General features: G+C 60.5%; 26 protein-coding genes and 1 tRNA gene. 21 read left to right on the top strand and 6 right to left on the bottom strand.

What is annotated here, in order from left to right:
• Positions 1-188 precede the first annotated feature (188 nt).
• The 8 genes from H8A95_RS12090 (at position 189) to sctV (ending at position 9,221) form a co-directional block, all read left to right on the top strand.
• Positions 189-854, top strand: coding sequence for a nodulation protein NolW (locus tag H8A95_RS12090; protein ID WP_233287016.1), 666 nt, complete (start codon positions 189-191; stop codon positions 852-854).
• Between the two features lie 1,533 nt (positions 855-2,387).
• On the top strand, positions 2,388-4,178 hold the full coding sequence (locus tag H8A95_RS12085) for an HrpF/NolX family T3SS translocon protein (protein ID WP_229166188.1): 1,791 nt from the start codon (positions 2,388-2,390) through the stop codon (positions 4,176-4,178).
• Between the two features lie 317 nt (positions 4,179-4,495).
• Positions 4,496-4,765 (top strand): hypothetical protein, encoded by a 270-nt coding sequence (locus H8A95_RS12080; protein ID WP_229166189.1) that lies wholly within the window; start codon positions 4,496-4,498, stop codon positions 4,763-4,765.
• A gap of 71 nt (positions 4,766-4,836) precedes the next feature.
• Positions 4,837-5,073, top strand: a complete 237-nt coding sequence (locus tag H8A95_RS12075) for a hypothetical protein (RefSeq protein ID WP_229166190.1) — start codon at positions 4,837-4,839, stop codon at positions 5,071-5,073.
• 115 nt (positions 5,074-5,188) lie between these two features.
• Positions 5,189-6,082, top strand: a complete 894-nt coding sequence (locus tag H8A95_RS12070; RefSeq protein WP_229166191.1) for a SctD/MshK family protein — start codon at positions 5,189-5,191, stop codon at positions 6,080-6,082.
• Positions 6,083-6,112: 30 nt separating this feature from the next.
• A complete protein-coding gene (locus H8A95_RS12065) occupies positions 6,113-6,652 on the top strand; it encodes a hypothetical protein (protein ID WP_229166192.1) in 540 nt (179 codons plus the stop codon).
• A 2-nt stretch (positions 6,653-6,654) separates the two neighbouring features.
• Entirely contained in the window at positions 6,655-7,083 is a 429-nt protein-coding gene (locus tag H8A95_RS12060; RefSeq protein WP_229166193.1) for a tetratricopeptide repeat protein, read from the top strand.
• 8 nt (positions 7,084-7,091) lie between these two features.
• Positions 7,092-9,221: a type III secretion system export apparatus subunit SctV gene (gene sctV / locus H8A95_RS12055; protein WP_229166194.1), complete on the top strand. Its 2,130-nt coding sequence runs from the start codon at positions 7,092-7,094 to the stop codon at positions 9,219-9,221.
• Positions 9,222-9,918: 697 nt separating this feature from the next.
• On the opposite strand, the gene H8A95_RS12050 is transcribed toward sctV, so the two are convergent.
• The 3 genes from H8A95_RS12050 to H8A95_RS12040 all read right to left on the bottom strand — a co-directional run bounded on the left by H8A95_RS12050 (position 9,919) and on the right by H8A95_RS12040 (position 11,848).
• The gene (locus H8A95_RS12050) at positions 9,919-10,332 is read right to left on the bottom strand and encodes an integrase catalytic domain-containing protein (protein ID WP_229166195.1); all 414 of its coding nucleotides are present in this window, start codon (positions 10,330-10,332) and stop codon (positions 9,919-9,921) included.
• Between the two features lie 378 nt (positions 10,333-10,710).
• Positions 10,711-11,412, bottom strand: a complete 702-nt coding sequence (tnpB, locus tag H8A95_RS12045; RefSeq protein WP_229166196.1) for an IS66 family insertion sequence element accessory protein TnpB — start codon at positions 11,410-11,412, stop codon at positions 10,711-10,713.
• Positions 11,413-11,506: 94 nt separating this feature from the next.
• On the bottom strand, positions 11,507-11,848 hold the full coding sequence (locus tag H8A95_RS12040; RefSeq protein ID WP_229166197.1) for a transposase: 342 nt from the start codon (positions 11,846-11,848) through the stop codon (positions 11,507-11,509).
• Between the two features lie 111 nt (positions 11,849-11,959).
• Here H8A95_RS12040 and H8A95_RS12035 point away from each other — a divergent pair, with 111 nt between their 5' ends.
• Positions 11,960-12,337 carry a hypothetical protein gene (locus H8A95_RS12035; protein ID WP_229166198.1) on the top strand — a complete coding sequence of 126 codons (378 nt, stop codon included), beginning with the start codon at positions 11,960-11,962 and terminating at the stop codon, positions 12,335-12,337.
• Positions 12,338-12,339: 2 nt separating this feature from the next.
• On the top strand, positions 12,340-13,665 hold the full coding sequence (locus H8A95_RS12030; RefSeq protein ID WP_229166199.1) for a hypothetical protein: 1,326 nt from the start codon (positions 12,340-12,342) through the stop codon (positions 13,663-13,665).
• Positions 13,666-13,960: 295 nt separating this feature from the next.
• On the opposite strand, the gene H8A95_RS12025 is transcribed toward H8A95_RS12030, so the two are convergent.
• A tRNA-Gln gene (locus H8A95_RS12025) sits at positions 13,961-14,035 on the bottom strand.
• Between the two features lie 220 nt (positions 14,036-14,255).
• Between H8A95_RS12025 and H8A95_RS12020 the strand changes: the two genes are divergently transcribed.
• The 4 genes from H8A95_RS12020 to H8A95_RS12005 all read left to right on the top strand — a co-directional run bounded on the left by H8A95_RS12020 (position 14,256) and on the right by H8A95_RS12005 (position 19,179).
• Complete coding sequence (locus tag H8A95_RS12020) at positions 14,256-16,046, top strand: acyl-CoA dehydrogenase family protein (RefSeq protein WP_229183324.1); 1,791 nt, start codon at positions 14,256-14,258, stop codon at positions 16,044-16,046.
• A gap of 504 nt (positions 16,047-16,550) precedes the next feature.
• Positions 16,551-17,954, top strand: a complete 1,404-nt coding sequence (locus tag H8A95_RS12015; protein WP_229183326.1) for a TadE/TadG family type IV pilus assembly protein — start codon at positions 16,551-16,553, stop codon at positions 17,952-17,954.
• A 10-nt stretch (positions 17,955-17,964) separates the two neighbouring features.
• Entirely contained in the window at positions 17,965-18,513 is a 549-nt protein-coding gene (locus H8A95_RS12010) for a TadE/TadG family type IV pilus assembly protein (RefSeq protein WP_229183323.1), read from the top strand.
• Between the two features lie 12 nt (positions 18,514-18,525).
• Positions 18,526-19,179 carry a TadE/TadG family type IV pilus assembly protein gene (locus tag H8A95_RS12005; protein ID WP_229183322.1) on the top strand — a complete coding sequence of 218 codons (654 nt, stop codon included), beginning with the start codon at positions 18,526-18,528 and terminating at the stop codon, positions 19,177-19,179.
• A gap of 126 nt (positions 19,180-19,305) precedes the next feature.
• Here H8A95_RS12005 and H8A95_RS12000 read toward each other — a convergent pair whose 3' ends face one another.
• Entirely contained in the window at positions 19,306-19,557 is a 252-nt protein-coding gene (locus H8A95_RS12000; protein ID WP_229183321.1) for a hypothetical protein, read from the bottom strand.
• Positions 19,558-19,592: 35 nt separating this feature from the next.
• Positions 19,593-19,889, bottom strand: coding sequence for a 30S ribosomal protein S21 (rpsU, locus tag H8A95_RS11995; RefSeq protein ID WP_229183320.1), 297 nt, complete (start codon positions 19,887-19,889; stop codon positions 19,593-19,595).
• Between the two features lie 604 nt (positions 19,890-20,493).
• Between rpsU and H8A95_RS11990 the strand changes: the two genes are divergently transcribed.
• From H8A95_RS11990 to H8A95_RS11960, 7 genes are all read left to right on the top strand, one after another.
• Complete coding sequence (locus H8A95_RS11990; RefSeq protein WP_229183319.1) at positions 20,494-20,727, top strand: DUF6894 family protein; 234 nt, start codon at positions 20,494-20,496, stop codon at positions 20,725-20,727.
• 28 nt (positions 20,728-20,755) lie between these two features.
• Positions 20,756-21,319 carry a DinB family protein gene (locus H8A95_RS11985; protein ID WP_229183318.1) on the top strand — a complete coding sequence of 188 codons (564 nt, stop codon included), beginning with the start codon at positions 20,756-20,758 and terminating at the stop codon, positions 21,317-21,319.
• Positions 21,320-21,430: 111 nt separating this feature from the next.
• A complete protein-coding gene (locus H8A95_RS11980) occupies positions 21,431-22,159 on the top strand; it encodes an alpha/beta fold hydrolase (protein WP_229183317.1) in 729 nt (242 codons plus the stop codon).
• Positions 22,160-22,309: 150 nt separating this feature from the next.
• Positions 22,310-23,071 carry a crotonase/enoyl-CoA hydratase family protein gene (locus H8A95_RS11975; RefSeq protein WP_229183325.1) on the top strand — a complete coding sequence of 254 codons (762 nt, stop codon included), beginning with the start codon at positions 22,310-22,312 and terminating at the stop codon, positions 23,069-23,071.
• Between the two features lie 95 nt (positions 23,072-23,166).
• Positions 23,167-24,837: a bifunctional metallophosphatase/5'-nucleotidase gene (locus tag H8A95_RS11970; RefSeq protein ID WP_229183316.1), complete on the top strand. Its 1,671-nt coding sequence runs from the start codon at positions 23,167-23,169 to the stop codon at positions 24,835-24,837.
• Positions 24,838-25,084: 247 nt separating this feature from the next.
• Positions 25,085-26,011 carry a histone deacetylase family protein gene (locus tag H8A95_RS11965; RefSeq protein ID WP_229183315.1) on the top strand — a complete coding sequence of 309 codons (927 nt, stop codon included), beginning with the start codon at positions 25,085-25,087 and terminating at the stop codon, positions 26,009-26,011.
• Positions 26,012-26,139: 128 nt separating this feature from the next.
• Positions 26,140-26,391 (top strand): exodeoxyribonuclease VII small subunit, encoded by a 252-nt coding sequence (locus tag H8A95_RS11960; RefSeq protein WP_163158068.1) that lies wholly within the window; start codon positions 26,140-26,142, stop codon positions 26,389-26,391.
• The last annotated feature ends 106 nt before the right edge of the window (positions 26,392-26,497 follow it).

The following is a 26,497-nucleotide window of genomic DNA, read 5'->3' as shown; positions in this document are numbered from 1 at the left end:
AACGTGCCCAGAACCCTAGACAGGAGAGCTGACGAAAAGCTGACGAGCATCACCAAGATCGTCATCTAAAGACCACGCTTGGTCTCCAGTGTGGAAGAAATTTCGATTTCCGACTTTGGGCGAGTTTCGATGGCTGTTCTCAAGCGCAAATTCCAAGCACACCCACTCGAGCCACGAGGCTACACATCTTGAAGACCATTCTATACGTTTGGGTTTTCATTTCGCTGGGTATCGTTAGGGCCCTCGGCGCTGACCTACATCTGCCATCGACTCTTTATAGCTATACAATCCTGGATCAGGACCTCGCTGCGGCACTCCAGGAGTTCGGCAACAACTTGAATATTCGTGTCAACGTCAGCGCCGAGGTGAAGGGTAGAATTCGGGGGCGGATGCCGGATCTCACTCCGAGAGAGTTTCTCGACCATTTGACCAATCTCTACAATCTTCAATGGTACTACGATGGATTGGTGCTGTACGTATCCGACGCGCGCGAAGTGCAAAGCCGCCTGCTCTCCTTGAATCCGATCACTTTCGATGCATTCAAGGCGGCGCTCGATGCACTTAAGATCTCTGATGAGCGCTATATCCTGAAAGCTGCACCGGGAGATGGCCTCGTCCTCGCGTCTGGTCCACCTCGCTTTGTCGCGCTTGTGGACCAGACGCTCAAGGCCCTGGTGGCGGAGGTGGAGGCGCGGCGAACCCCGATCGTCGAAAAGCCGTCGCACGATACGGTTTTAATGCTGTTTCGCGGATCCTCAAGCGTGGTGGTTCGTGATGGGCGACCAGAGGCCCCTATGTCACCCACCGTGCCGCATCAAGGTGGCGTCGTCCACGCACCGGGCCCAGACCACTGATGACAAGGGTAGCCTACGAGAAAATTCAAAGCGCCTCTGCATCCTTCAGAAAGCTGATCCTGCCAGCATGAGAGCGCGGACGAGTGCCGCAATAGACGTATGTCGGGATGACAGACGATCGAACCGGAAACACTGTGAGCATCATTGTTGACGGTAAGTTGAGTTTCGCTCTTTCGCTCCCCGCGCCCCTTGCGAACAGGTCTCCCAACCTCGAGCCCGTCCGTGATCTGAAATGCGGAACAGGATGGACTTTAACTCGATAAGCCGGGCAGACCCGAGCCTGGCGCCCAACTCCTCCTCATCGCGCCCAGATCCGAGCGACTCTGAGCGCGAACTGTTGGCGCTGCATGAAGGGGCCGATGTAAGCCAGAACCCGATCTGGTAGGAACACGAGGCCGGACCTTTGCACCCCGAGCCATCATTGGGCGCGGCGTTCGCTCGAACTCCCACCAGCTGATTGCTCATTTCCTCGCTGACGGCTGCGACTTCGGCAAGAATCCAGTTTGGCAAGATCGTGAACCTAGGCCAATGGCCAGCCAGCTCGGTCCGAACCATCGCAAGCCGGGGTGTCGTGCCGCGCGGCAATCAGGGCGGAAGCGGCTTCCCAGCCAGATTGACTGTCGTCACGCGCCGAGGGTGCGACGCCAGAACTCGGAGATTTTGCCCTGGGGACGGACGTCGCGCCAAGGACTACTGGGTCTTCACTGGCCAAGCCGCAACGCGATCTCAGGTCGACATGCTAAGAAGCCGGGCCAAGCAAAGCCTCGCCGATGACGACTTTCACTATCCTGGGTGTTCGCCACACAGCAGAATGGCGAGAAGATGGGGTTCTTCGTCTTACACCATGACTGGACCCTGGCTTTTGGCCTGCAGAGTCGAGCGAAGGTAGGTCGAGCGGCCAAAACATAGCTGATAAGGAATAGATGCTGAGCACATTTCAGCTTGAATGCGCTCGAAGCCACCGTCGACCTACACTCAACATGTACGACGATGGCAATAATATTGTGGAATATGCACCGGCAAACGGTATCTGGTCGCGTTACTTCGCCGCGGCAATGGAGCAGATTTCCATAGTCTTGTGGCGGAGACGCCGGCGTAGCCACGCGGTTAACTCCGACATGGGATGTCGGCGGTCCGAGCTTGTCGCGCGAATCGCCGAACGCGACCATCACGGGATAGCAGCCGCGAGTTCTTGATTCCGCCAAAGTGCCGCGTCAGGACACGATCAAGCACCACGAGGCTAACGTACGCACACCATGCGCCGTAGCCGTTGGCTACTCCTGTTTCATTGGCTCGTTGCGAATTCTTCTGAGAGCCGTCAGCTTCTCAAAAGCTAGTCCCCCTACCACAACAGCGTGAACATCTAGACGGCGATGTGCCGACAGATTGTAGCGGAACCAAGCGCGGGGACCCGCTGGGCAACCGGAATGGCTCTTGGACTCCGCCTATCGATCTTCTTGCTCGTTGTCCGTCGCGATTTCCCGCTGCGCCATTGACCGGCTTGTGGTGCAATCTCACATCAGAGGAAGTATAATGTCAGTCAACAACCTATCGCTAACCGCCAGCTCAACGGGAACATTGTCCGGGCTTGCTCCGGGCCTTCCGTCAGCCCGCGAACTCTCAAGCTTCGAGGCGGTTCTGGCCGGTTGCTCCTTGAAAGATACAACCGGCGATCACTCCGCACCGCAGGATACGGAGGCGGCAGAGGCAGCCAAGCAACTGGCGGAGGAGCTCACGCAGGAGACGCGAAATATCTTGCCGCCGGACTTGAGAGCAGCACTGGATGCACTTGGGCAAGCTCCACAGCCCGCCCCGGCTGCGGGTAACGTTGGAATTGCGGCGGCGCCAGTACCAAGCTCAAGGATTACATGGAACAGCGGCACTCTGACTGATACGGAGTTGCAGATTGTGTCGATGTTGAACCGTCACAAAGACAAGTGCCCGCTCGATTGGAAATCCCTTGGAGATTTGGCCAATGATCCCTCCACACCGCCGGATCTCAAGGCGGCGATCGAAGCACTGCAGCAGGACCCGGAACTCTTCTATGCGATAGGGTCGCAAGGCGACGGCCGCTGCGGTGGCAAGATCAAGGCAGATGACCTCTCCAGCTTCTCCGATCATCACTCACAGGTTGCCGTATTCCAGGACCAGCAGGCGCGACGCTACGAGCAGAACTACATTCCATCCGACGGCACCGGAAGCGGTCAGCCATCGGTTATGAGCGAGAATGATGCATTGCGCGAGCTCTATCGGTATTCCGATAACCTGCCCAAGAACCTAAGCCTTGCGGATTTCAAGCAGATCGTCGACGGCGAGGCCAAAACGGGCAAATGTCCGCCGCAGGTTGTCGCAGCCGCGCAATACTTCCTCGATCATTCCAACGAATGGAAACAGTTGTACGGTGGCTCGATAGATAAAGTCCATAAGGAGGACTTCCTGCAGGTTGCCTCATCGTCGATGAACCTTTCGCAGACCGAGCTGGATACGCTGAACACGATCAACAAGAATCAAGCCGCTTTCTTCGGAAAGGGCGACCTCACGCGGGACAAGCTCGCCAGCATGGTCGATGACAAGAGCCTCGCTCCCGAGGTACGAAAGGCGGCCTCACAGCTGCTCTCGGATCCTCTGTTGTTTGGGCTACTGAACAATTCGATCACAGGCTACAAGACCCACCATAAGTTCTTTGATTTCGGCGGCGGTCATACGGTCGATTCCGGCAACATCAGCAATAGCGACTTCACTCACTTCTTCAGTAACATGTCGGCTGCCAACCGCACGGCTCATCAGTTGAGGACGCATGTCGCCAAAACGGCTGCCGATCAGTCCGCTGTCGCAGACATGATGATTGGCGCGGAGGATCAGCCCGATATCAAGTCTTCCAAGAAGAACGGGGGTGCCTTCATGCACGTGCTTGACGACGTGCTCAAGGTGGGCTCGAAGGTGATCGACTGGGCCGCAACGGCGGTTGGTACACTTGGCTTCATTCCAGGCTTGGGTGAATTGGCCGATCTGGCGTCAATGGTGCTCGAGAGCGAGGCGCAAGCAGCAAATCTTCTGCACACGGCCATCACAGGCGGCAACTTGAAACAAGCGCTGGAAGAAGCCGGCCTCAGTCTTGCGGCTCAGGCGGTCAGCTGTATAGCCGGCCCTGAGGTCAAACTGGCCATGCGCGAAGGCTTGGTGAAGCAGGCCATTCAAGAAGCGGCGACAGCCGGCATCAACCTACCGGTTTCGATGGCGCAGTCCTACGCGGAAGATTATTTGAACGACCTGAAGGCTCGCATCGAGTCCGAGCGGACGCAAGCTGCCGGCGTTTACAGCTAGTCGGAGCGACACGCCGTTATCTCGAATCATGGAAAGCTGACGTTGTCGAGACCTTAATCACCGGCGGAAGACGCGGATGGACATGGAATGAAACGGTTACAATGTGAGATGGAGAGCCCGTTCTGCAGTTCGTGCAGACCAGGCCGGAGACTGCCTCACGAGGGTCGGCGCCGGCTCGATACCACGCGAAACCGGACTGATCGATATCGTCGTGAAGAATCACGATTACGTCAGCTTGTCGAAAGCTAATGCATCCACAATGAGGACAGTAGAGATTTGCCTCCATTGGCTTAACTGAAATGACATAGGAGAACCCGATGCGGATTACGAACGCACGCGCCGGTGGGCACGTTGATGCCGACGTGCATACGAATCGTGGCGGTAAAGAAGGGGCACAGGGCAATCATCGCGAATCGCCTGGCGCGCGCACCCCCATCGATAGCGCGGCCAATCCAGCTGGCAACTCGCAGGATGCCGCTTTGCGTCAAGCGTTTAACGTCGCTCTCGGCACCATCGCTGCCCAGATGGCAGGTAGTGAGATGGGCCGTTTTGAGGACGTAATGGCTGAGACAGCCGAGGATTCCTGACGTCGCGCGTTGCGACGTCGGCGAATGGGAGCCGCAATTTGCGGTAACACCCAACAAATAGGAGAAACAACATGACTAATGGTACGGTTGGTGCGTCTCATACCTCGACTGCAGGTGGAGCAGCAGGCATTGTCAATTCTGCAGCTGGTTCCGCTCTTACTGAGGCCACCGGAGAGGCGGCCTTCAATCGGCAACTCGCTGCCCTGACCGCCACCAGCACGAAGGCTGCGGAGAGGGACGTGGAACTGCGCGTCGTTTCAACTGAGCTTTCAGCCGTCAAGAAGGTCGCCGACGAGCGGGTGCAGTAATAGTTGAAGTGGGACGACGCTGTCGTCCCACTTTTCCCGGGTGAGTAATCTGCGAACTCGAAATGAGTCGTACGGCGTTGCCGTGCGGCTCTCTTCGCTCTTCAGGAGGCCGACCGTGAGTGAACAGAATTGCCCCCGTTTCGAAGTGCTGTCGGGACTGTATTGCGGGCTTACGGGCACAGCAGAGGCCGGGCCAATCCTGATTGGCAGCGGCCTCGATGCCGATTTTGTATTTATCGAGCAAGGTCTCGAGCGGCATCACCTGCGCGTCACTCCACATTGCAATGCGATCGAGATCGAGGCTCTTGCCAGCGAAATCCGGGTTGATGGAAGTGAGAACATTTCACCGAATGAGCGCGTTGTCGTCCCTCTTCCCGCCGTCATTCATCCGGGCACGATGTCCATTCGCTGGTCGATAGAAGACTCTCAACCAGTCCGCCGTAGCGACCGCTGGCGTGTATCGATCGTCGCGCTCGCCTTGGTCCTGCTCAGCTCTGTCGCGGCCGGCACAATCTCAAGAATTTTCGCTCGTACCGGCAGCGCCGTGGCGCCCAGCTCCGGCTCCTCCCCTGTCGTGGAAGTTGCGCCACGATCGGCGCTTAACGCAGCTGATGCTCTGACCACGGCTGCAGCTGCCGAACGTCTGCAAGAGGAAGTTGATAGAGCAGGCCTTCTCAACATCAAAGTGGGTTCTGGACCGGGCGTTGTCACCACTAATGGCACCCTTGCGCCCGCCTCTCGCGCGAAATGGGAGGAAGTCCAGAAATGGTTCGACCGCCACAGCAACGGCGCTTATACGCTTGTCAATGCAGTAGCCGTCAGGGAGGAAAAGACGCCGTCGTCCATTGCTGTCCAAGCTGTTTGGCGCGGAAGCGCCCCTTATCTCGTCATTGCTAGGCAAAAGTATTTCGTGGGCGCGCTCTTGAATAATGGATGGACAGTCAATGGGATCGAAGAAGGGCGTGTGCTGCTGAGCCGGAATGGCCAAGTTGCTACTCTGCCTTATTAAAGTTTCAGCCCCGCAGATAAGGAAACTGTCATGACGAGGCTGCCCCAGCATTCTATCGAGCCTGGCACCTCCTTTCAGGCGCCCAATGTCGACGATCATGGACCTTCCATTACCCCGCTCATTCCTCGAGCAAAGAGCCTCGAGATCGGGAACACGGATGCGCATGGAGGCACGAGCCGTTCGCCGGTTTTTCAGGATTCGCTCGCACGAGATCTCCCCGCTGAAGCCGCGATCGAAAGCGAACTGGCGCTCGACCCGATCGACCCAGTTTCGCGCATCAATCCTAGCAGTACGCCCGCTCAGTTAGGTGAGGTGGCGCGTAGCGCGGAACTGGCTTGCCTCAATGGCCCCACTCTCGCTGGCAATCTGATCGCCTTCGTCACGCCCCGCCTACGTCATTCGGACGTTTTGCGCCCAGAGAAACACGGCCCTCTTCTCGAGCGTTTGGTCGATGCGCTATCGAACGCGGCAGAGGGTGCAGCCTCACGCGAAGGGATAGCCCTTCTGCAGCTGGAGCTGCGGAGGTTGATTCTGCTCCGCCAGAATCACAACGGCTTGATCAAAGGTTAGCAATGTCCAATTCGGATGGAGTGCAACAGCTTCCACCTAGTCCACCGTCAAACGTTCCAAAAGCCGGTGAGGCCGTGCTCATCTCCGGGCAGGAGCGTGATTTACTTTGCGCACTTTCCTATGTCCATCTTGCGTGCGGGCAGAGTGCACAGAGCTTGGCCTTGTTGCGCATCGTCGCTCACGATCATTCTCGGGACATCGACCTGCTACGCATGCTGGCCTACGCTCTCATCTCAGAGCGACAGGGTCACGAGGCGCTGGCAGTTTTGGATAGGCTTGACACGCTTGACGACCAGCCGTCTTCGCGACTGCCTTTAATGCTATTGCGCAGTCACGCCCTGCGTCAGGCTGACCGCATGGCCGAGGCGCAATCCACCTTCAAACGCTATGTCTCGTTGCGGGCCAGCAGAGCTTTAATCAAACAACAATAAGGCTCTTCATGGCCAACGTCTTACGCAGTCTCATCATGCGCGCCCCTGCACGCCCGGATTTGATGGTCGCGTTGATGCTTCTTCTGGCGATCGGGATGATGATCATGCCGATCCCCATCGTCGTGATCGACACGCTGATCGGCTTCAACCTGGGCTTTGCCATATTGCTGCTTATGGTCGCGCTGTATCTCAACACCCCACTTGACTTCTCGTCCCTGCCGGGCGTCATCCTGATCTCAACCGTCTTTCGCTTGGCTCTCACCGTCGCGACAACGCGGCTGATTCTCGCTGAAGGCGACGCCGGCAGCATCATCCAAACGTTCGGCCATTTCATCATATCAGGCAACATCGCGGTCGGAATTATCATATTCCTAATCGTGACCATGGTGCAGTTCATGGTTCTTGCCAAGGGCGCCGAACGGGTCGCAGAAGTGTCGGCACGTTTCACGTTGGACGCGCTGCCTGGCAAGCAGATGGCGATAGACGCGGAGCTGCGCAACGGTCATATCGATCAGCACGAAGCTCGCAGCCGGCAAGCCGTACTGCAGCGAGAAAGCCAACTTCACGGCGCCATGGACGGCGCCATGAAATTCGTGAAGGGCGACGCCATCGCCGGGCTCATAGTCATCTGCATCAATATGCTCGGGGGCATCTCGATCGCAATACTCTCCAAGGGAATGTCCCTTGAAGAGGCACTGCATCAATATACGATCCTGACTATAGGTGATGCGCTAATTTCGCAGATCCCGGCTCTTCTGCTGTCAATTACGGCCGCAACTATCGTCACCCGTGTCAACGGTCCTTCCAAACTCAATCTTGGCGCCGATATCGTCAACCAACTTACGGCCAGCACACAAGCGCTACGATTGGCTGCGTGCGTCCTTGTTGTGATAGGGCTCGTCCCCGGTTTCCCTTTTCCTCCGTTCGTCATGCTGGCCGCACTGTTTGCTGCGGCAAGCATCGTCAAGGTCGGCATACACGGCGGCAAGCCCGCTGCCAAGCCGGACGCCGGCATCCGCGGTTCGGCTCCGGCTCAGGCACAAGCTCAGAAGCAGACCGTGCCCGCGGAGGCGCTTCCAATCGCGGTAGTCCTCGCCCCGAATCTGACGCATGCAATCGACAACGACGAGCTTGAGCAACGCATCGCACAGATCTCGGCAATGGTCTCCTCAGATCTTGGAATCACGGTTCCACGCATTCCCACCCAAGTCGACCGACACTTAAATGAATCCCAATTCCGGGTCGACGTTGAGGGAGTGCCGGTTGAAGGCGATTTCGTTGACCCGACGCAACTCGTGCTTAACGATGACGTGACGAACATCGAATTGAGCGGCATCCCCTTTCGGCAAGATTCCGAGGCGAATCGAATCTGGATCGAACAAGGTCACGCAACGGCTCTCAAAGCCGCTGGAATAGGACATCACCATCCGAGCGACATCATCGCCTTGCGCGTCCACGCGGCCTTGACACGCTACGCACAGCGTTTGGTGGGCATTCAGGAGACGCGTCAACTACTCGGCCGGATGGAGCAGGAGTATGCTGACCTGGTAAAGGAGGTGCTGCGCACAACACCGGTGCCCCGGATCGCTGACGTCCTACGTCGCCTATTGGACGAGGGCATCCCCATTCGCAATACCCGTCTGGTCCTGGAGGCGTTAGCAGAATGGAGTGAACGGGAGCAGAACGCCGTGCTGCTCACCGAATATGTTCGCTCCGGTCTGAAACGGCAGATCTGCCATCGCTATGCAAACGCGCACCGTGTGGTGGCCGCCTTTATCATCGAACGTGAGACCGAGGATATCGTGCGTGGTGCGGTGCGCGATACTGCCGTCGGTCCCTACCTGGTGTTAGAGGATTGGCAGAGCGAGAAGCTGCTCTCACAATTCCGCCAGATTCATTCCAGCATCGCGCGGAGCAAGAGCCGGCCGGTTGTTCTGGGTTCAATGGATATCCGGCGCTTCGTGCGCGGCTTTCTTACCCGCAACGCGATCGATCTGCCTGTTTTGTCCTACCAGGATCTCGCCTCGGATTTCATCGTCCAGCCAATCGGATCCGTCCAGCTCACTGCCGCCAAGGACAACGCTTCACCAGGAGAGGCTCGTGACCGATCCCCGCAGGCAGTTAACAGTGCGCAATAGTCGCAAAGAGATAGCATGAGCCCAGATGAGATAAAGGGGTTGACGGCACTTATGTTCGTGGCGTCCTCGGGCGTTTTCAGCCCTCCTCACCTCACTTGCCATCCTACTGCTCGGACGCTGCGCTAGCATCTATAACCCAGGCCCCTCCCCAGAGACGTCAGCACGAGAGCCGTTGAACTCCAAGGAGACTGACGCTGCTACGCGAGAACGCATTGCAACAGCCCTTGGTCAGGAGGCGGACGAGGACGCCTTGCGCGGGCAGCTCCACGACCGTATTCCCTGGTTTCCGATCCGCCTGTGGTAGAGATCTCACAATCTTCATTTGAGACGAAAGTGAAAGACTTCTATGGCCATGGGATACCGGATATCGCCGCAAGACCGCAGAGATACTCGCGTTCAGTGTCGTTGAAAGCCGAACGAGTAGCGGACGTTGCTTACAACCACGGTCGAACGAGGCGTCGACGCGCGTGCCGAGCTCCGCCTGGGGATCTCTCATCTCGGGCAGCAGGGCCACGGGATCGAGCGTGCGATAAAGCTCTCGAAGACGCCGTTTGACGAACTTGCTCAACCTCGCCAGTGCTCGTTGATGGCGCGTGGCTGGCACGTGATAGCGCTTGATCACCTTCGCGCCCTCGCGTCGCTTGTCCTTCAGCTTGAAGGACGGCTGGAAGAAGTTGGTATGTAGCCGAGATGCAGCCTACAAACATTCAAGCACGCGCGTCGTCTCGACACCATCAAAGCGACCGTATCCCACGAGTCGCCGGACGACCGCACCGTTCTTCTGCTCAACGAAAGCCTGATCGTTCTTCTTGTGGGTGCGCGAACGTGTCACCTCGATCTTTCGCGTACGGCACCAGGGCACGACGACGTCGTTCGTAAACGCGCTGTCGTTGTCGAAGTCGGCGCCACGAATGAGCCAGGAAAACAGGTTCTGTGCGCTCTCCATGGCTCGCACGACGAGGCCGCTCTCGCGCGTCACCAGCGGCATGCATTCGGTCCAACCAGTCGCGACGTCGACCATTGTCAACGTTTGAATAAACGAGCCAGCGACAGATGTGCCGCCATGAGCCACCATGTCGACCTCGCAGAACCCCGGCGGCGGATTTGCCAATCGTTGAACGTCCGGATCGGAACTTTCCGCCGTACCGCCGAATAAAAGCCGACCCGCCAGCGCTTACCGCCGGCCGCGTTTTGGCCTCGACCAGCAGGCGATCAATCGTGGCTGCGCTGACGCCGAGCACCAACTCTCGATCCGCCTGGTCGAGCTTGAGCCGGCCATGCCGGTCAAGCGAAGGAAGCAACGTCGGAATCAGTAACCTGAGCCGCTTGCCTCAGATCCGATCCGATGACTCCCACAGAGCCACCGGCGCATCCCTGATAGGGGCACCGCCTGGCCTCCGGCGAAATTGCGACATGGCCGGCAAGCGCCCGGACCGCGTGCTTGCGGTGCCAGCCCGTCACCGCGCAAAGCTCGTCGAGCATGCGCCCCTTATCTGCCCGCCCCGCTGATCGACAGCGCTCTACCACCGCCGCCGTGAGTTCGCGCCGAGCACCCATGCTGATCCATTCTACCATCGGCGACACCGATCCGATTCGGTATCGCCGCCCCAATCCTGACGGTCAGTTCTCCGGTAACATTCTTGATGAGGCAATGCGCTAGTGTCCAGCAATGGCGCGCACGCCGGCAGTCTGCGCTGCATCGCGGCATAGAAACCCTGGCACCAGGGATGCGCATCGATGTTGCCGCTGGGGTCACGCCGGTGCATCGGCGCGAACCGATCGGGGCAGTCGAGAGGGTGTTGCTGATGTCGTTGTGGCGCAGCGCGACGGCGAAGATCGCGGCGAACTGATGGCCTCCGCCTGCTTCGATTGGGAGAAGAGCACATTCGCATGGGTAGTCGAGCATCATCGCAAGCTGCGTCGCACTGAGATGCACAATGCCGTCGCGGGTCGGCAGCCAGGTGAAGCGCCCCTGGTGCAGCCACTTCGTTACCAGCACCATGCCGCTGCCGTCCCATGCCAGAAGTTTCGCTCGGTCCATGCGCTTGCTGCGGAACACGAAGACGTCGCCACAATACGGGTTCGCGCGTAGTGCTTCGCTCACCAGCGCCGACAGCGTGTGCACCGACTTACGAAAGTCGACCGGCTGTGCCGCCAGCACCACTTTTAGGTCGGACCTCAGTGCAATCACCGGATGCCCTCAAGCGCCGACAGCACCGTCGAAAGCGTCGCCAGTTCCACACCCGGCTCGATCCGGATGCGCGCCCCGCTCAGCTCGATCTCGATCACCCCGCAGGCCTTGTCGGGGGCGCGCTGATCTCCTGCGCCGACGAAATACGCTCGTCGGTTGTGCCGCTGCTCTCGGCACCAATTTGGATTGGCACAAAGCTCGGCGCCTTGCCCGCTACCGCTGCCGCAACCTGGCGTCGCCACACCGTGAGCAGCCCGCGGGCAACGCCATTGCGCCGCGCTACCTCGAAGATGTTTACACCTTCCTCAAAGCTCTCCGCCACGATCCGGGCCTTCTCCTCGCCCGTCCATCGTCGCCGCTGACGTTCCCCGGTGATCACCTCGACGCAACGATAGGAATCACCTTCCTGCCTGGCATCAAGCATGGCATTTGCCATCGTTCCACCTCCGCCGATCCGCTCATGCCGGGCTGTATCGCGCGCGCTAGCCGAGGGCTAGCTAGGTGGGGGCCTCACGGCGGTCACAATCTATACGAGTACCAACCCAACATGTCCCTTTTGTACGCTGCGCTATCTTTTTCGACGGCTTGCCCGCTGTCGTCATTCCAAGCGCTGCCGGGGATCTGCATCATACATCGCCACCTGAAGAACAAATTCGGCGCCGATTTCGACAGGTCCACATTCCGACTCTTTGTGATGCCGCGTTCTGCCATTATTCCAGCCGGTTCCTGGCCGCGCCGTATGCCAGCTGCAATCGCAGCGGGATATTGCGGAGAGCCGACCGTCGAAGCATTTCTAAGACGGGTCGGCACGGAGTATCCTCAACCACGCGTGAAAGAAGGGAGGCGTCAGCTGTGGTTGAGAGACGATCTGGACCGAGCTATTGCGCCGGACATCGTGCTGGGCGACCTCGCCGAGGATTTGTGACGTTGGAGCGCCCACTTCCACGCTTCGTGGAGGTACGGCGGCTTGCCCGCGGATCGACCGCATTCTACTTCCGCATCCCCACACATTACAGGAAGCTCGGCTGCCAGATGGCGAATGAGCCACTTGGGACGAGCTACGAAACCGCATGCGGCGGTGATGGCAAAGGCGGACGCGCTGCCACCCTCAATGCCTTGTTCGATGAATGGAACAACCACCGCAGAGGGCAGCCGGGCGACCAGGGGAAGATCGCGCGCTATGGCACGATCGATTGGCTGTTCCGGCAATACAAAACGGAGAAGGCGTATACCGAGAAGGTCTCACCTCGGTCCCGCCCCGATTACGAACGAATCATGCAAATGATCTGCGACACTGTCGATAAGAACGGACGGCGGATTGGCGAACGGCAGATCATGGAAGTTACGCCACGAGCCGCTGATAAGATCTACGATAAAATCATCAACGGCCCGAACGGCATCAGATTGCGGCAGGGAGAAAAGGTCGTCGGCCTCTGCCGAAAGGCGTGGCGGATCATGCGTCGTCTACACCCGGAGTTGTTCGATAAGAAGCATCCGAACCCTTGGGACGATTTCACCCTCAAGAGCCGCACCAAGACCAAGAAGCACGCGGTCACTCGAGAAGAGGTCTATAAATTTGCATGGGGCTGCATCAAAGAAGGGCGGCCTGAACCCGCAGCCGTCGCGGTGATCTGCTTTGAATGGCTGCAACGGCCGGAGAACGTAGTGCATGGGTTTTTGACTTGGCCGGACTACCGCAGCAAGAACTGGCCAAACGCTGTACGCATCGAGCACCACAAGAATAAGGCGCTGGTCTGGCATCCGCTCGAAGAGACTCTCGATGGAGAGACCGTCAAGTTTTATGCCGAAGCGGAGGACGTTTTGAGTCATCTGCCAAAGCTTGGCGTCCCGATGATCATGCGTCGGATCCAAAAGGGTGAACGCAAGGGCGATGCCAAAGTGTGGTCCTACCCTGGCATGGAGAAAGTAGTACAGCAGATGCGCAAGAAGATCGACGGCGTGTCAAAGCTGTTCACGCTTGATTCCTGTCGACACGGCGGCATGACCGAACTCGAGGAAGCGGAGCTGACAGACGGCCAAGGTCGTGCGCTCTCGGGCCACAAGACCGCACAGGCCTATCGCGGCTATGCCAAGGAAACAATGATGCGAGCGTTGGCTGCGACCCGTAAGCGGCATGCACACCTTTTGGCTCAGAAGGAGCTCGATCAGCAGAATGCTGATGGAGCAGCATCAGTTCGGGACGAAATGCAGACCTCCCCAAGTTCAAAGACTAGCGTCCGATCCCAAGGATAGACTTCGCGCCTCGTTGAACGCTGCAAAAGACGGCGGGGTTCTGCAGTTGTCGATCCCGCATGCGACGTCAACGGCAGAGGTCGGAAGCTTGCAACGCGCAGACGGCGTTTGTCCGCTCAATTCGTATTTTGATAAGTTGAGCGACGTTCAACGCGCGACGACTTTCATCTAGCTTCCGGCAAAAAAACGAAACCAGCACAGAATTTCCAAATGGGAGGCAAACGGAATTTCCAAATGCGCGAGAAATTCTGCCTTAGGCAAGGCCATTTTCGCAACAAAATCAGCGCGTTACCTCTGGCTGGGGCGGGAGGGATCGAACCTCCGAATGGCGGAATCAAAATCCGCTGCCTTACCGCTTGGCTACGCCCCAACGCGCCGATCGAGGGCAACGTCGGTCTATAGGGTGCAACAGGCCATTTCAACAGGGCGGCGATCGAAAAGGCAGGAAAGCCGCAGGTTGATGCCGCCGCTCTTTCTATAGGCCGCCGCCGCGGTGGCCGAAACAGACCGCGCGGTGTCCGCTCGGACAGTTGAGAGGCCGCCGGTTTCATGGGAAGACAATTTCCAAACGCCTCGTCGGGAGTAACGCCATGACCTACCGCGCACCGATCAACGATATCCTGCTGTCCCTCAATCACGGCGCAGGGCTCGCCGCCGCCGTCGAGGCCGGCCACTACGGCGACTTCGACGGCGATATCACCGCCGCGGTATTGGAAGAAGCCGGCAAGTTCGCCTCCGATGTGCTGGCGCCGCTGAACAAGGTCGGCGACGAGCACGGCATCAAGCTCGACAACGGCAAGGTGACGACCGCACCGGGCTGGCCCGACGCCTATCAGCGCTGGACCGCGGCCGGATGGAACGCGGTGTCGGGACCGGAAGCGTTCGGCGGCCAGGGCCTACCGCTCGCGATCAACGCCGCCTGCACCGAGATCTGGAGCGCGTCGAATGTCGCGTTCGGCCTCTGCCCCCTGCTGACGCTGTCCGCGATCGAGGCGCTCGATGCCCATGGCAACGACGAACTGAAAAAGATCTATCTCGAGAAGCTCGTCACCGGCGAATGGACCGGCACGATGCAGCTCACCGAGCCCAATGCCGGCTCCGACGTCGGCGCGCTGCGCACCCGCGCCGAACGCGCTGATGACGGCACATACCGCATCAAGGGCACCAAGATCTTCATCACCTATGGCGAGCACGACATGACCGACAACATCGTGCACTTCGTGCTCGCACGATTGCCCGATGCGCCTGCCGGCACCAAGGGCATTTCTCTCTTCCTTGTCCCCAAATTCCTGGTCAATGCCGACGGCTCGCTCGGCGAGCGCAACGACATCCATGCCTCTGGCGTCGAGCACAAGCTCGGCATGCACGCTTCGCCGACCTGCACCATGACCATGGGCGACAAGGGTGGCGCGATCGGCTACCTGATCGGCGAGGAAAATGCGGGCATGCGCTGCATGTTCACGATGATGAACCAGGCGCGCCTCGGCGTCGGCCTCGAGGGCGTCGGCATTGCCGACCGCGCCTATCAGCAGGCGCTGGCCTATGCGCAGGAGCGCCGCCAAGGAAAAGCTATTGGCAAGGCGCTCGGCCACAAGGGCGACGGAATGGATCCGATCATCGTGCATCCCGACGTCAAGCGCATGCTGATGCAGATGCGCAGCATGACGGCGGCGGCGCGCACGATCTGCTACGCCACCGCGGTCGCGCTCGACGTCTCGGTCCGCGCCAAGGACGCCAAGGTCCGTGCCGACGCGGCCGCACGCGGCGCGCTCTTGACCCCGATCGCGAAGGCCTTCTCCACCGATATCGGCAACGAGGTCGCCTATCTCGGCGTCCAGATCCACGGCGGCATGGGCTTCATCGAGGAGACCGGCGCCGCGCAGCATTACCGCGATGCCCGCATCACCTCGATCTACGAAGGTACCAACGGCATCCAGTCGATCGATCTCGTCACCCGCAAGCTCGGCGCCAATGGCGGCGCCTCGGTGTGGGTGCTGCTCGACGAACTCGCCGCCACCATCAAGCAGGTCGAGACCTCCAACGATCCGGCGTTCGGCACCACCGGCGCCAAGCTGCGCGACGCCCACGCCGCGCTCGCGCGCGCCAGCAAATGGCTGCTCGAGCGGCTCGCCGCCGCGCCGAACGAGGCGCTGGCAGGTGCGACGCCCTATCTGCGGCTGTTCGGCGCCACGCTCGGCGGCTGCATGCTTGCCGGCGAGGCGCTGGCCGCCAAGGCCAACGGCGAAGCCGAGCCGCAGCGCTACGTCGCGCTGGCGCGCTTCTTTGCCGAGAACATCGCCGTGCAGGCGCCGTCGCTGGAGAAGACGGTGACCGAGAGCGCCGAAGCGGTGACCGGCGCGGATGCGGTGCTGGCGGGGTAATTCGCCGGCGCCCTCTCCGCCGTCATTGCCATGTCCGCAGCCCGCGTGTTTGGCGCACAGGTTGCGCCTCAACCATCGCCGTCGTCCCTGCGAAAGTGTTTCGCAGGGACGACGCTGAGTGTGTTGCTAGCGATACGATCAATCGAGAAAACGATCATCGCGCATTTTGCCTGGCGCCGAACCGCCAACACCTGTCGGTCACCGTGCACCGGCCGCGAGTGAAGCCGGTAGTAATACGCACGACCCGCTGGTTCGAATGTTCGCAACCAACAGCGCCGTAAGCCTCGCGTCAGCAATCCGTAAGCTTCGTGTAAGCAGATGGCGAAAAACTTTGCACTCGCGCGCATCGACGCAAAATTTCTATGACCCTATCGAGATTCATAGAGGTGCGTAAGCATTGCTTAATGGCTCCATCCTCAAAACTTCTGACAGCACCGGATACCTCCGACCGCTCACGTTTGCCGCAAATCGCTTTGTTGAAACCGATAGTGGAAGATGAAGCTCATGATGCACTCCGGGTTGTATCGCTTCGTCACAGACCGCCGGGGCAACGTTGCAATCATCTTCGCGCTGGCGACAGTGCCGCTGATCTACCTGCTCGGCATGACGACGGACTACACGCAGGCCCTGCGCAAGAAAAATCAGTTGGACGCCGCAGCGGACGCAGCCGCCATTGCAGCCGTCAGACCCGCGATGCTGCTGCAAACGGATTCCACCGCCAAGGCAGCGGCCGCAGCGGTTTTCGCATCGACCGCAAACGCCATGTCAGGCCTGACCTCGGTGCCGTCACCGACAATCAACGTCGTCGACTCCGGGCTCCAGCGTACCGTGACGGTTTCGTATAACGCGGCATCGATCAACAATTTCGGCACCCTGCTCCGCAGCGCGGCCTGGCCAATCAATGGCAGCTCGACGGCGCGTGCAGCAAGCGCCCCCAACATGAATTTCTACCTGGTGCTTGACGACTCGCCTTCCATGGCGATCGGAGCGACCCAGAACGACATCAACAATCTCATATCCTACACGTCCGGTCAGCCGTCGGCCTCGAAGAGCTGCGGCTTCGCCTGCCATGAGACGCATCCCAATCTCGACAGCGGCGCCAATTCTTCGAGCGTCGACAACCTGACCATCGCGCGCAACAAGGGCGTCACCCTGCGTATCGATCTCGTGGTGAACGCCGTCAATCAGCTGCTCGTGTCATGGTCGAACTGCCCACAGACGAGCGTTTCGGGCGGCGTCATGCAATGCATGTCGGCCTTGAACAACACTACCTACAAAGCCGGCCTCTACACCTTCGACTACAACTTCAATACGCTGCAGTCGCCGACCAGTCCGACCACGGCGGGACAGGCCATCTCGAACATTCAGCTGATGACGGTCGACCACCAGAACTGCGTGATCTCGGGAAGCTGCAGCACCGACTATGGCACGGACATCGAGAATGCACTGACCAGCGTCAATGGACTGATGCCCAATCCCGGCCTCGGCAGCAACCAGTCCGGAGATACGCCGCAGGAGGTCGTGTTCCTCATCACCGACGGCGTCGACGACAAGATCATCTCGATGAGCTCGTCCTGCAACGCCAACGCGACCTTGCAGACGGTGGGTTCGAACTACCGATGCCAGCAACCGCTCGACCCATCGATGTGCACGACGATCAAGAACCGGGGGATTCGAATTGCGATTCTCTACACGGAGTATCTGCAACTTCCATCCGACAGCTGGTACATGAGTCACATTTCCCAGTTCAACAACCCATCCTCGTCAAGCGGCCAGATCGCGCAAAACCTGCAAGCATGCGCTTCGCCGGGGCTGTTCTCCGACGTTCAAACCGGCGGCGACATCTCGGCGGCATTGACGGCCCTGTTCATCAAGGTCGCCTCAAGCACCGCCAGCCTGACGCAGTAGGAGCAGCGCGGTGGCCCGGTTGAAACTCCGATCGACAAGACAAACTCGCTCCGGCGCCTTCGTCAGGGATTGCCGGGGCGTCACGGCCGTCGAGTTTGCGCTGATCGCGCCGGCCTTCATCGCCCTCCTTGTCGCGATCCTGCAGACGTTCCTCGTCTTCTTTGCGCAGGAAATGCTCGAATCGGTGGTGCAGCAATCGAGCCGGCAAATCCTGACTGGGCAGACGCAATCAGCACAGGCGACACAGGCCGCTTTTCACCAGACCGTCTGCAGCCAGGTCTCTGTGCTGTTCACGTGCAGCAAGATATTCGTCGACGTGCGGGTCGCCACCAGCTGGTCGACCGCCGACACCTCTGCTCTCGTTCCGACGTATGACAGCCAGGGCAACGTCAACAACATGCAATTCAATCCTGGAAACGCGGGAGATATCGTCGTGGTCCGGGTGATGTATTTGTGGCCGGTCTTTGGCGGACCTCTCGGATTCAATCTTTCAAATCAGCCCAACAATACGCGAATGATTCTGGCTACCGCCGCTTTCCAGAACGAGCCGTCCTCCTAGAAGGTGATTTCCATGACCAGCCCGTCATCTCGAATGCGGAAGTTCTGGATCGATACCGAGGCCCTGGCAGCGATCGAGTTCGCCATGGTGTTGCCGTTCATGCTGCTGCTTTATGTCGGCGGCATCGAGCTCGCCAACGGCATGGCCATCAACGTCAAGGTCACCGCGGCTGCCCATTCCGTCGCCGACATGGTCTCGCAGAACACGCAGGTCAGCGCGACCCAGCTGCAGAACATCCTCGGCGCGTCGACGGCGATTCTCGCGCCGTATCCAACGACGAGCAACGGCAGCTCGGTCGCTATGGTGACCGTTTCAGGCATCTCCACCGACAGCAACGGCAATGCGACCGTGCAGTGGAGCGAGTCGTACAATGGAACGAGCTACGGAACGGGACGACCGGTCGGGCAGAAAATCACACTGCCTGCTTCGCTCGCCGGGACCCAGAACTACAATGTCTCGTTCGTCCTGGGCGAAGTGTCGTACGGCTATATGCCCCACCTCGGCTTCACGATCAGCGGGACTCTGACGCTCGCGGACAGCTACTACCTGTTTCCGCGCTGCTCGACCAACAGCCCTGCCAATGCAAACTTTCCGTACTATGACGTCAAGCTGACGGCCTCGACGACTTGTACCTGCATCCAGCATCTACAGCAAAAGACCTGCTAGCCGGCACGTTGGCGTCAGAGCGACCTCTGGCGGCGGTTACCCTCTCCGATACGGCGAGGCCCTGCCGAATCCCAGCCGGCTTCGCGGTCACGGAAGAGCCGATCAAGCCATCGCGGGACTGCTTGGTCAGCGATCCCGGCGGGACGAGCGAAACTCCCCGGGGCCGTCCAGCAAATCACGCTTGCGGGCAGACTGATCGATCCGGCTGGCCGAATGATCCGTCATTGCGTTGATGGCCGCGCCGGCCAGATTCTGCGCACGCTGTCGTCGCTTTTCGTCCTTCGATCGGACATGCCGATCCTGATCCCGCCGACGACAAATTTCATCGGAGAGACGTTCCTGGAGGCATCCGTTGCCTCGATAAGGTCGCTGCTTCATCTCGCACGCTCCCTCCAACGGGATTGCGGTACCGACTAACGCTCCGGCGAGCCGTTTGTTCGTGGTGGCGATTGCCCTGGCGCTGAGAATTTTGGCGCCGTCAGTTTGGGCTTCCTCGGCGGAGCCGCAATCAATCCCTCGCGGATCGCCTGCTTGCGGGCAAGCTTGCGCGCTCGCCGCACGGCCTCGGCCTTCTCTCGAATCCGTTTCTCCGAAGGCTTTTCAAACGATCGGCGGCGCTTCATCTCCCTGAAGACGCCCTCACGCTGCAGCCTCTTCTTCAGAACGCGCAGCGCCTGGTCGATATTGTTGTCCCTGACAAGAACCTGCAAATGGATCACCTCTCGCGGCGCTGGAGCACTTTCGGTTCTGATTGAATCAGAACTGAAGCTCTAGCTTCTCGTTTTGACGCGTTTTCTTCACGCGAACCGTTACCCGCTTCGCTCGAAAACGCTCCGGGTACGTTGAACGAACAAATACGAAAGCCCGCTCTATCGGTGACAGAGCGGGCCGCACTGCCATTCCAGTACATCCGTGAAACGGCAGCCGATCAACAACATGACGAAAGCTTAGCCGCAGTGCTGCAAGCACTGCGTTCTCATCTTCATCCGACGATGTCTTTGGAAAAGGGTCCACGCGGACCGATCTACAAGGCTCAAGGCCAGTCGATTTAACACAAGTATACACTTATCTCAGCTATGCAAGCTGCAATTGCCGAGTCCGGGATATCTCTCGCGGTTCACGCGCACTCGAGATCGTAGCCGGAAGACGATAGCGGGTGACCCGAGCGAGCGCGTGAGCGGTTCCTTGAACCGATATCATTGTTGAGTAGCAAATTCGGACTTCCTGACGCAGAGTGCGGCGCTGCCGGGCGAATTCAGAGCGCGCCGGCACTTGAGAGCCTGGGCAGCTCCCACCGCAACGAGGGAGCCGCAAATGGCAACCCGCTACTATTTCGACATCCGCAACGGCGAGGAACTCTATGCCGACAGGCAGGGCGTCGAGCTGCACGACGAGGAGACCGCCGCTCACGAAGCGATGCAGTCATTACTCAGCATGGCGAAAGACAACCCGCCGTTGGACCAACACAGTCTGTTGGCGTTCGAGGTCCGCACGGACGAAGGGCCATTGTTTCAGGTCAGCCTCAACCGGGGCATAACGCGGCGCTAGAAAGTCAGTCAATCCACTGAGGACCGATATGCCCGCGAACCTCGTCCAGACCTTTCGCGCCTTTGCCTACAACAATGCCTGGGCCAATCATCGCCTGCTTACTGCATGCGCCGGTCTCAGCCAGGCGGAATTCGCCGCGGCGCGCACCGGGTTCTTCCCGAGCCTGCAGGCGACGCTGAACCACATCCATGTCGTCGACCTCTTCTACATCGACGCGCTCGAAGGCGGCTGGCTCGGGCCGAAGGCGTGGGCCAATGAAGTGCCCTACCCGTCAGTCGCCGAACTGAAGCGCGCGCAGCGCGCGATCGACCAGCGATTGATCGTTCACTGCGACGCGCTGACGCCCGAGCGGCTCGACGATGTCGTCAAGGTCAATCGCGACAGCTCCGTGCAGACCGAGCGTCGCGACCGGCTCCTGATGCATCTGTTCCAGCACCAGATCCATCATCGCGGCCAGGCCCACGCGATGCTCTCCGAGACCGCGGTGAAGCCGCCGCAGCTCGACGAATTCTTCTCCGCCGGCGAAGCCCCGTTCCGCGCAGCCGAGTTCACCGAGCTCGGCTGGAGCGAAGCCACTGTGTGGGGCGGTTGAAAGCCAGGTTCTACACAATCGGGTGATCGAGCAGGTTCCCGATTCTGACCGCGGGCCTTGAATACGCCGGTCTCTGCGCTCACCTCTGGTGAAACGTGGGGAACCCTATCAATGCCTTTTGCCAATCATCGGGGCCAGCGCATCCATTACACCGTCGAAGGATCCGGGCCGCTAATCGTGCTGCAGCACGGCCTGCTGCTCGATGCCGCGAGCTGGAAGCAGTGCGGCGTGGTCGATGCGCTTGCCGATCGCTTTCGCGTGGTCTGCGTCGATTCGCTCGGACATGGCCAGAGCGACAAGCCCGCCGATCCGGAACTCTACGATCAGGAGCAGCGTGCCGGCGACATCGTCGCGGTCATCGACGATCTCGGCGGCGAGCGCGCGCATGTGGTCGGGCATTCGATGGGCGGCTGGGTCGCGGTCGGCGTTGCGCGGTTTTTCCCGTCGCGGCTGTCGTCGCTGGCGATCGGCGGCTGGGATTTTCTCACCGGATTGCCGCGCGGCAACGCCGGCCCGCTGACCTATGGCGCATTCATCACCTTCGCCCGCCGCACCGTGCCGGAGCTCGCCGAATGGGTGACGTCCGATCTCGAAGGCGGGGTGCGCGCCTGCTTCAATGCGCTCGGCCAGGTCGACGGCGCCAGGGACGCGGTGCTGTCCTCGCGGGTGCCGGTGCTGCTCTGGAACGGACAGGACGACACCCCGCATGCGCCGATGCAGCGATTTGCCGCGGAGAACGGGCTGTACGCGATGTCGGTCCCCGGCGATCATCTCGGCGCACTGTTGCAGCATGGCGATGCGATCGGCCGCGGCATCGGCTCGTTCGTCGGGCGCGGCTGAGCGGAGCACTGCCAGAGCACTGCATTGCGCCGTTCTCATACGCGCCCACTGCGAAAAGCAACCCGGATCGCTTGGGGCTTGCACGGGATCATGTAGGATAGCGGCACGATGTCCGCCGGCGACGATGCCGGCCGAACCTGGGACCGTTTGATGACCGCGCATGTCATAGTAACCGACGAAGCCGCCACGCGCGTGATCCGGCTGCGCAGGCCCGAGAAGAAGAACGCGATCACCCAGGAGATGTTTCGCGCGATCAGCGATGCGATCGACAAGGCGCAGAACAATCCGAAGATCCGCTGCCTCATCATCACCGGCGGCTCCGGCGTGTTCACCGCGGGCAACGACATCGAGGACCTGCTGGCGCAGGGCACCTCGACCGGCGAGACGCCGCCCGCGTCCGACCTGGTCAAGTTCCTGTATTCACTGGCGCACAATGTGAAGCCGATCATCGCTGCCGTCGACGGCGTCGCGATGGGGATCGGCACCACCATGCTGTTTCACTGCGACTATGTGCTGGCCAGCAAGACCGCGCTGTTCTCGACGCCGTTCTCCAATTTCGGCCTGGTGCCGGAAGGCGCCTCCAGCCTGTTGATGCCGCGCATGATGGGCCACCAGCGCGCCTTCGCGATGCTGGTGATGGGCCGCACCATGTCGGCCGACGACGCCCGCGTCGCCGGCTTCGTCAACACCGTGGTGGCGCCGGGCCATGCCGAGGTCGAGGCCCACAAGGTGGCGCGCGAGATCTGCGCGCTGCCGGCCGAGGCGGTGGCGATCTCGCGGCGCCTGATCAGGCTGCCGCCGGAGGACGTCACCCGCCGCATCGAGCAGGAGAACCATTTGTTCACCGAGCGGATGCGCTCCAAGGAGGCGGTTAGCGCCTTCAAGGCCTTCATGGCGCGCACAAAAGATTGAAACGAAGCGTCGGGATTGAAACGAAGCGTCGCAAAATTGTAGTGGCGTCGCGCCATGATCGTGTGCTCCATGATCGTGGACGCCATGGACAGGTCATGAGACAGCCCCGCCTCACGCTTCGCGCCGCGCTCTGCGCGCTTGGCCTCGCCGCAGCAAGTCCCTGCCTGGCGCAGGGCGCAGCCCCGGTCGACTTGCGCATTCTCGCGATCAACGATTTTCACGGTTACCTGCGGCCGCCGCCGGGCGGCATCCGTATCACCGATCCCGCCGACACCTCCAAGAAGATCATGGTGCCCGCCGGCGGTTCCGAGCGCGTGGCAACCGTCGTCAAGCAGCTGCGCGAAGGACACAAGAACAACATCTTCGTTGCCGCCGGCGACCTGATCGGCGCGAGCCCGTTTCTGTCGGCGATGTTTCACGACGAGCCGACCATCGAGTCGCTCTCGATGATGGGGCTTGCGATCTCCTCGGTCGGCAACCACGAATTCGACGAGGGCAAGGACGAGCTGCTGCGGATGCAGAACGGCGGCTGCCACCCGGTCGACAAATGCCAGGGGCCGCATCCCTTCACCGGCGCGAAATTCCGTTATCTGGCGGCGAGCACCTTCGACAAGACCACCGGCAAGACGGTGTTTCCACCTTACGAGATCAGGGAGTTCGACGGCGTTCCGGTCGCCTTCATCGGGCTCGCGCTGAAGAACACACCGAATTTGGTGTCGCCGGCCGGCGTCGCCAGCCTCGACTTCCGCGACGAGGCCGACACCGTCAATGCGCTGGTCCCCGAGCTGAAGGCGAAGGGCGTCGAGGCGATCGTGGTGCTGATCCACGAAGGCGGCTTTCCGACCGGCGACTACAATGAATGCCCGGGGATCTCCGGCCCGATCGTCGACGTCGTCAAGAAGTTCGATCACGCGGTCGACGTCGTGATCTCCGGCCACACCCACCAGGCCTATGTCTGCGAGATCGACGGACGGCTCGTCACATCAGGCGACAAATACGGCACGCTGGTCACCGCGATCGACCTCCAGCTCGATCCGAAGAGCCATGACGTGATCAGCGCCAAGGCTGACAACACAATCGTAAAGATCAGCGGCACGGCCAAGGACCCGGAGCAGAGCGCGCTCCTGGAATCCTATGACCGGCTGGCCGCACCGATCGCCAACCGTGCGGCAGGCTCGGTCACGGAAACGTTGTCGCGCACGCCCGCTGAAACCGGCGAAAGCCCGCTCGGCGATATCGTCGCCGACGCGCAACTGCGCGCGACCGGCGCGGAGCCGAATGGCGGCGCGGTGATCGCCTTCACCAATCCCGGCGGCGTGCGCACCGACATCGTCAAGCGCGAGGACAGCGCGGTCACCTATGCCGACATCTTCGCCAGCCAGCCGTTCCGTAACCAACTCGTCACGATGACGCTGACCGGCAAGCAGCTCAAGGACGTGCTGGAGCAGCAATGGGCCGACCCGAAGCGGCCGCGCGCCCTGCAGGTCTCGAAGGGCTTTGCCTATGCGTGGGATGCGAGCAAGCCAGACGGCGCGCGCATCGTCGCCGCGCGGATGTCGCTCGACGGCAAGCCGATCGACCCCACCGCGAGCTACCGCGTCACCGTGAACAATTATCTCGCCGAGGGCGGCGACGGCTTCACGGTGTTCAAGGAGGGAACAGCGCAGCAGTTCGGCATCTACGACGTCGATGCGCTCTATGCCTACTTCAAGGCCAACAGCCCGGTCGGCCCGCCGGCCGGAAAGCGGATCGAGCGGATCAATTGAGACTCCGCATATGAAATGCTCCTGTTCCCCCGTCATTGCGAGGAGCGAAGCGACGAAGCAATCCATCCCTCAGCATGCTGGGTGGCCGTGGATTGCTTCGCTTCGCTCGCAATGACGCTGAGGGAGCTCGGCTCCTGGCGGCATTTGGACGGACGGAAACCTAGATAAGTGGGGCCTTTCCGCAGGGCCGGTAACCGCCTACATTAGGGCCTTCCTCGCACGCGCCTCCATTGCGCCGGGAATTTGCATGACACTGCTTCTGACGCACACCGCCTGCCTCAACCATTTGACCCCTCCCGGACATCCCGAACGCCCCGACCGGTTGCGCGCGGTCGCCGAGGTGCTGGCTGAGGATCGCTTCAAGGGACTGGTGCGCGACCTCGCGCCGGAAGGCGACCTCGACACCGTGCTGCTCTGTCACGGCGAGCACTATGTCGGCGAGCTACGCCACATCGCGCCGACCTCGGGCATGATCTATATCGACGGCGACACCTCGATGTCGCCGGGCACCTGGGAAGCCGTGATGCGCGGCGTCGGCGGCGCGGTGGCCGCCACCGATGCGGTGATGGAGGGCAAGCATCAAAACGCCTTCGTCGCGGTGCGGCCGCCCGGGCATCACGCCGAGAAATCGACGCCGATGGGCTTCTGCTTCTTCGACAATGTCGCGATCGCCGCGCGCCACGCGCAGCGCAAATACGGCATCAAGCGCGCCGCGATCATCGACTTCGACGTCCATCACGGCAACGGCACGCAGGATATCTTCTGGGCCGACCCGACCGTGATGTATTGCTCGACGCACCAAATGCCGCTGTTCCCCGGCACCGGCGCTGCCGGTGAGCGTGGCGAGCACGACACCGTCGTCAACGCGCCGCTGGCGCCCGGCGACGGCGGCGCCAAGTTCCGCTCCGCCTTCGAGAACCTGATCCTGCCGCAGCTCGAGAAGTTTTCCCCCGAACTCGTCGTCATCTCGGCCGGCTTCGACGCGCATCACCGCGATCCGCTGGCCTCGATCAACCTGACCGGCGAGGATTTCGGTTGGGTCACGCGCAAGCTGATGGATCTCGCCGACAAGAGCGCCGGCGGCCGCGTCGTCTCCGTGCTGGAGGGCGGCTACGACCTCGAGGGTCTGAAAGAATCGGTGGCATCTCACGTCACCGCATTGATGGGCGCCTGAATACCCGCCACAATACGCCCGCAAAAATTCGATTGATTCTGCGCCGGGGCAAGCATGGCCTGCGACAGGTCATGTTTGGACGACAAGATCAGGTTGCGATCTGATCCACGCAATCGGGAACGCAAAGAATGGCCGAAAACACTCAAGCCGACGTCAAGAAGCTGACCTTTGAACGCGCGATCGAGGAACTCGAATCGATCGTCAAGCGGCTCGAGGACGGCAAGGTCCCGCTTGAGGAATCGGTTACGATCTACGAACGCGGCGAGGCGCTGAAGCGGCGCTGCGAGGAATTGCTGCGCCAGGCCGAAGCCCGCGTCGACAAGATCACCACCGACGCCTCGGGCCAGGCGACCGGCACTGAGCCGCTCGACGTGCAGTAGGGCCCGTTCCGATTCCATCGGAGCGGAATAGGCTCTAGGAGCCCTCGATCGTGCGACACGATGTCCGCCAGGGCGGGCAATTGTTGCTGCGTATTTCCGGCTGCCC

Source organism: Bradyrhizobium oropedii, from assembly GCF_020889685.1.
Taxonomy (GTDB): Bacteria; Pseudomonadota; Alphaproteobacteria; order Rhizobiales; family Xanthobacteraceae; genus Bradyrhizobium; species Bradyrhizobium oropedii.
Note: the sequence above shows the minus strand (reverse complement) of the source record. Positions and strands in the feature narration are given on the sequence as shown.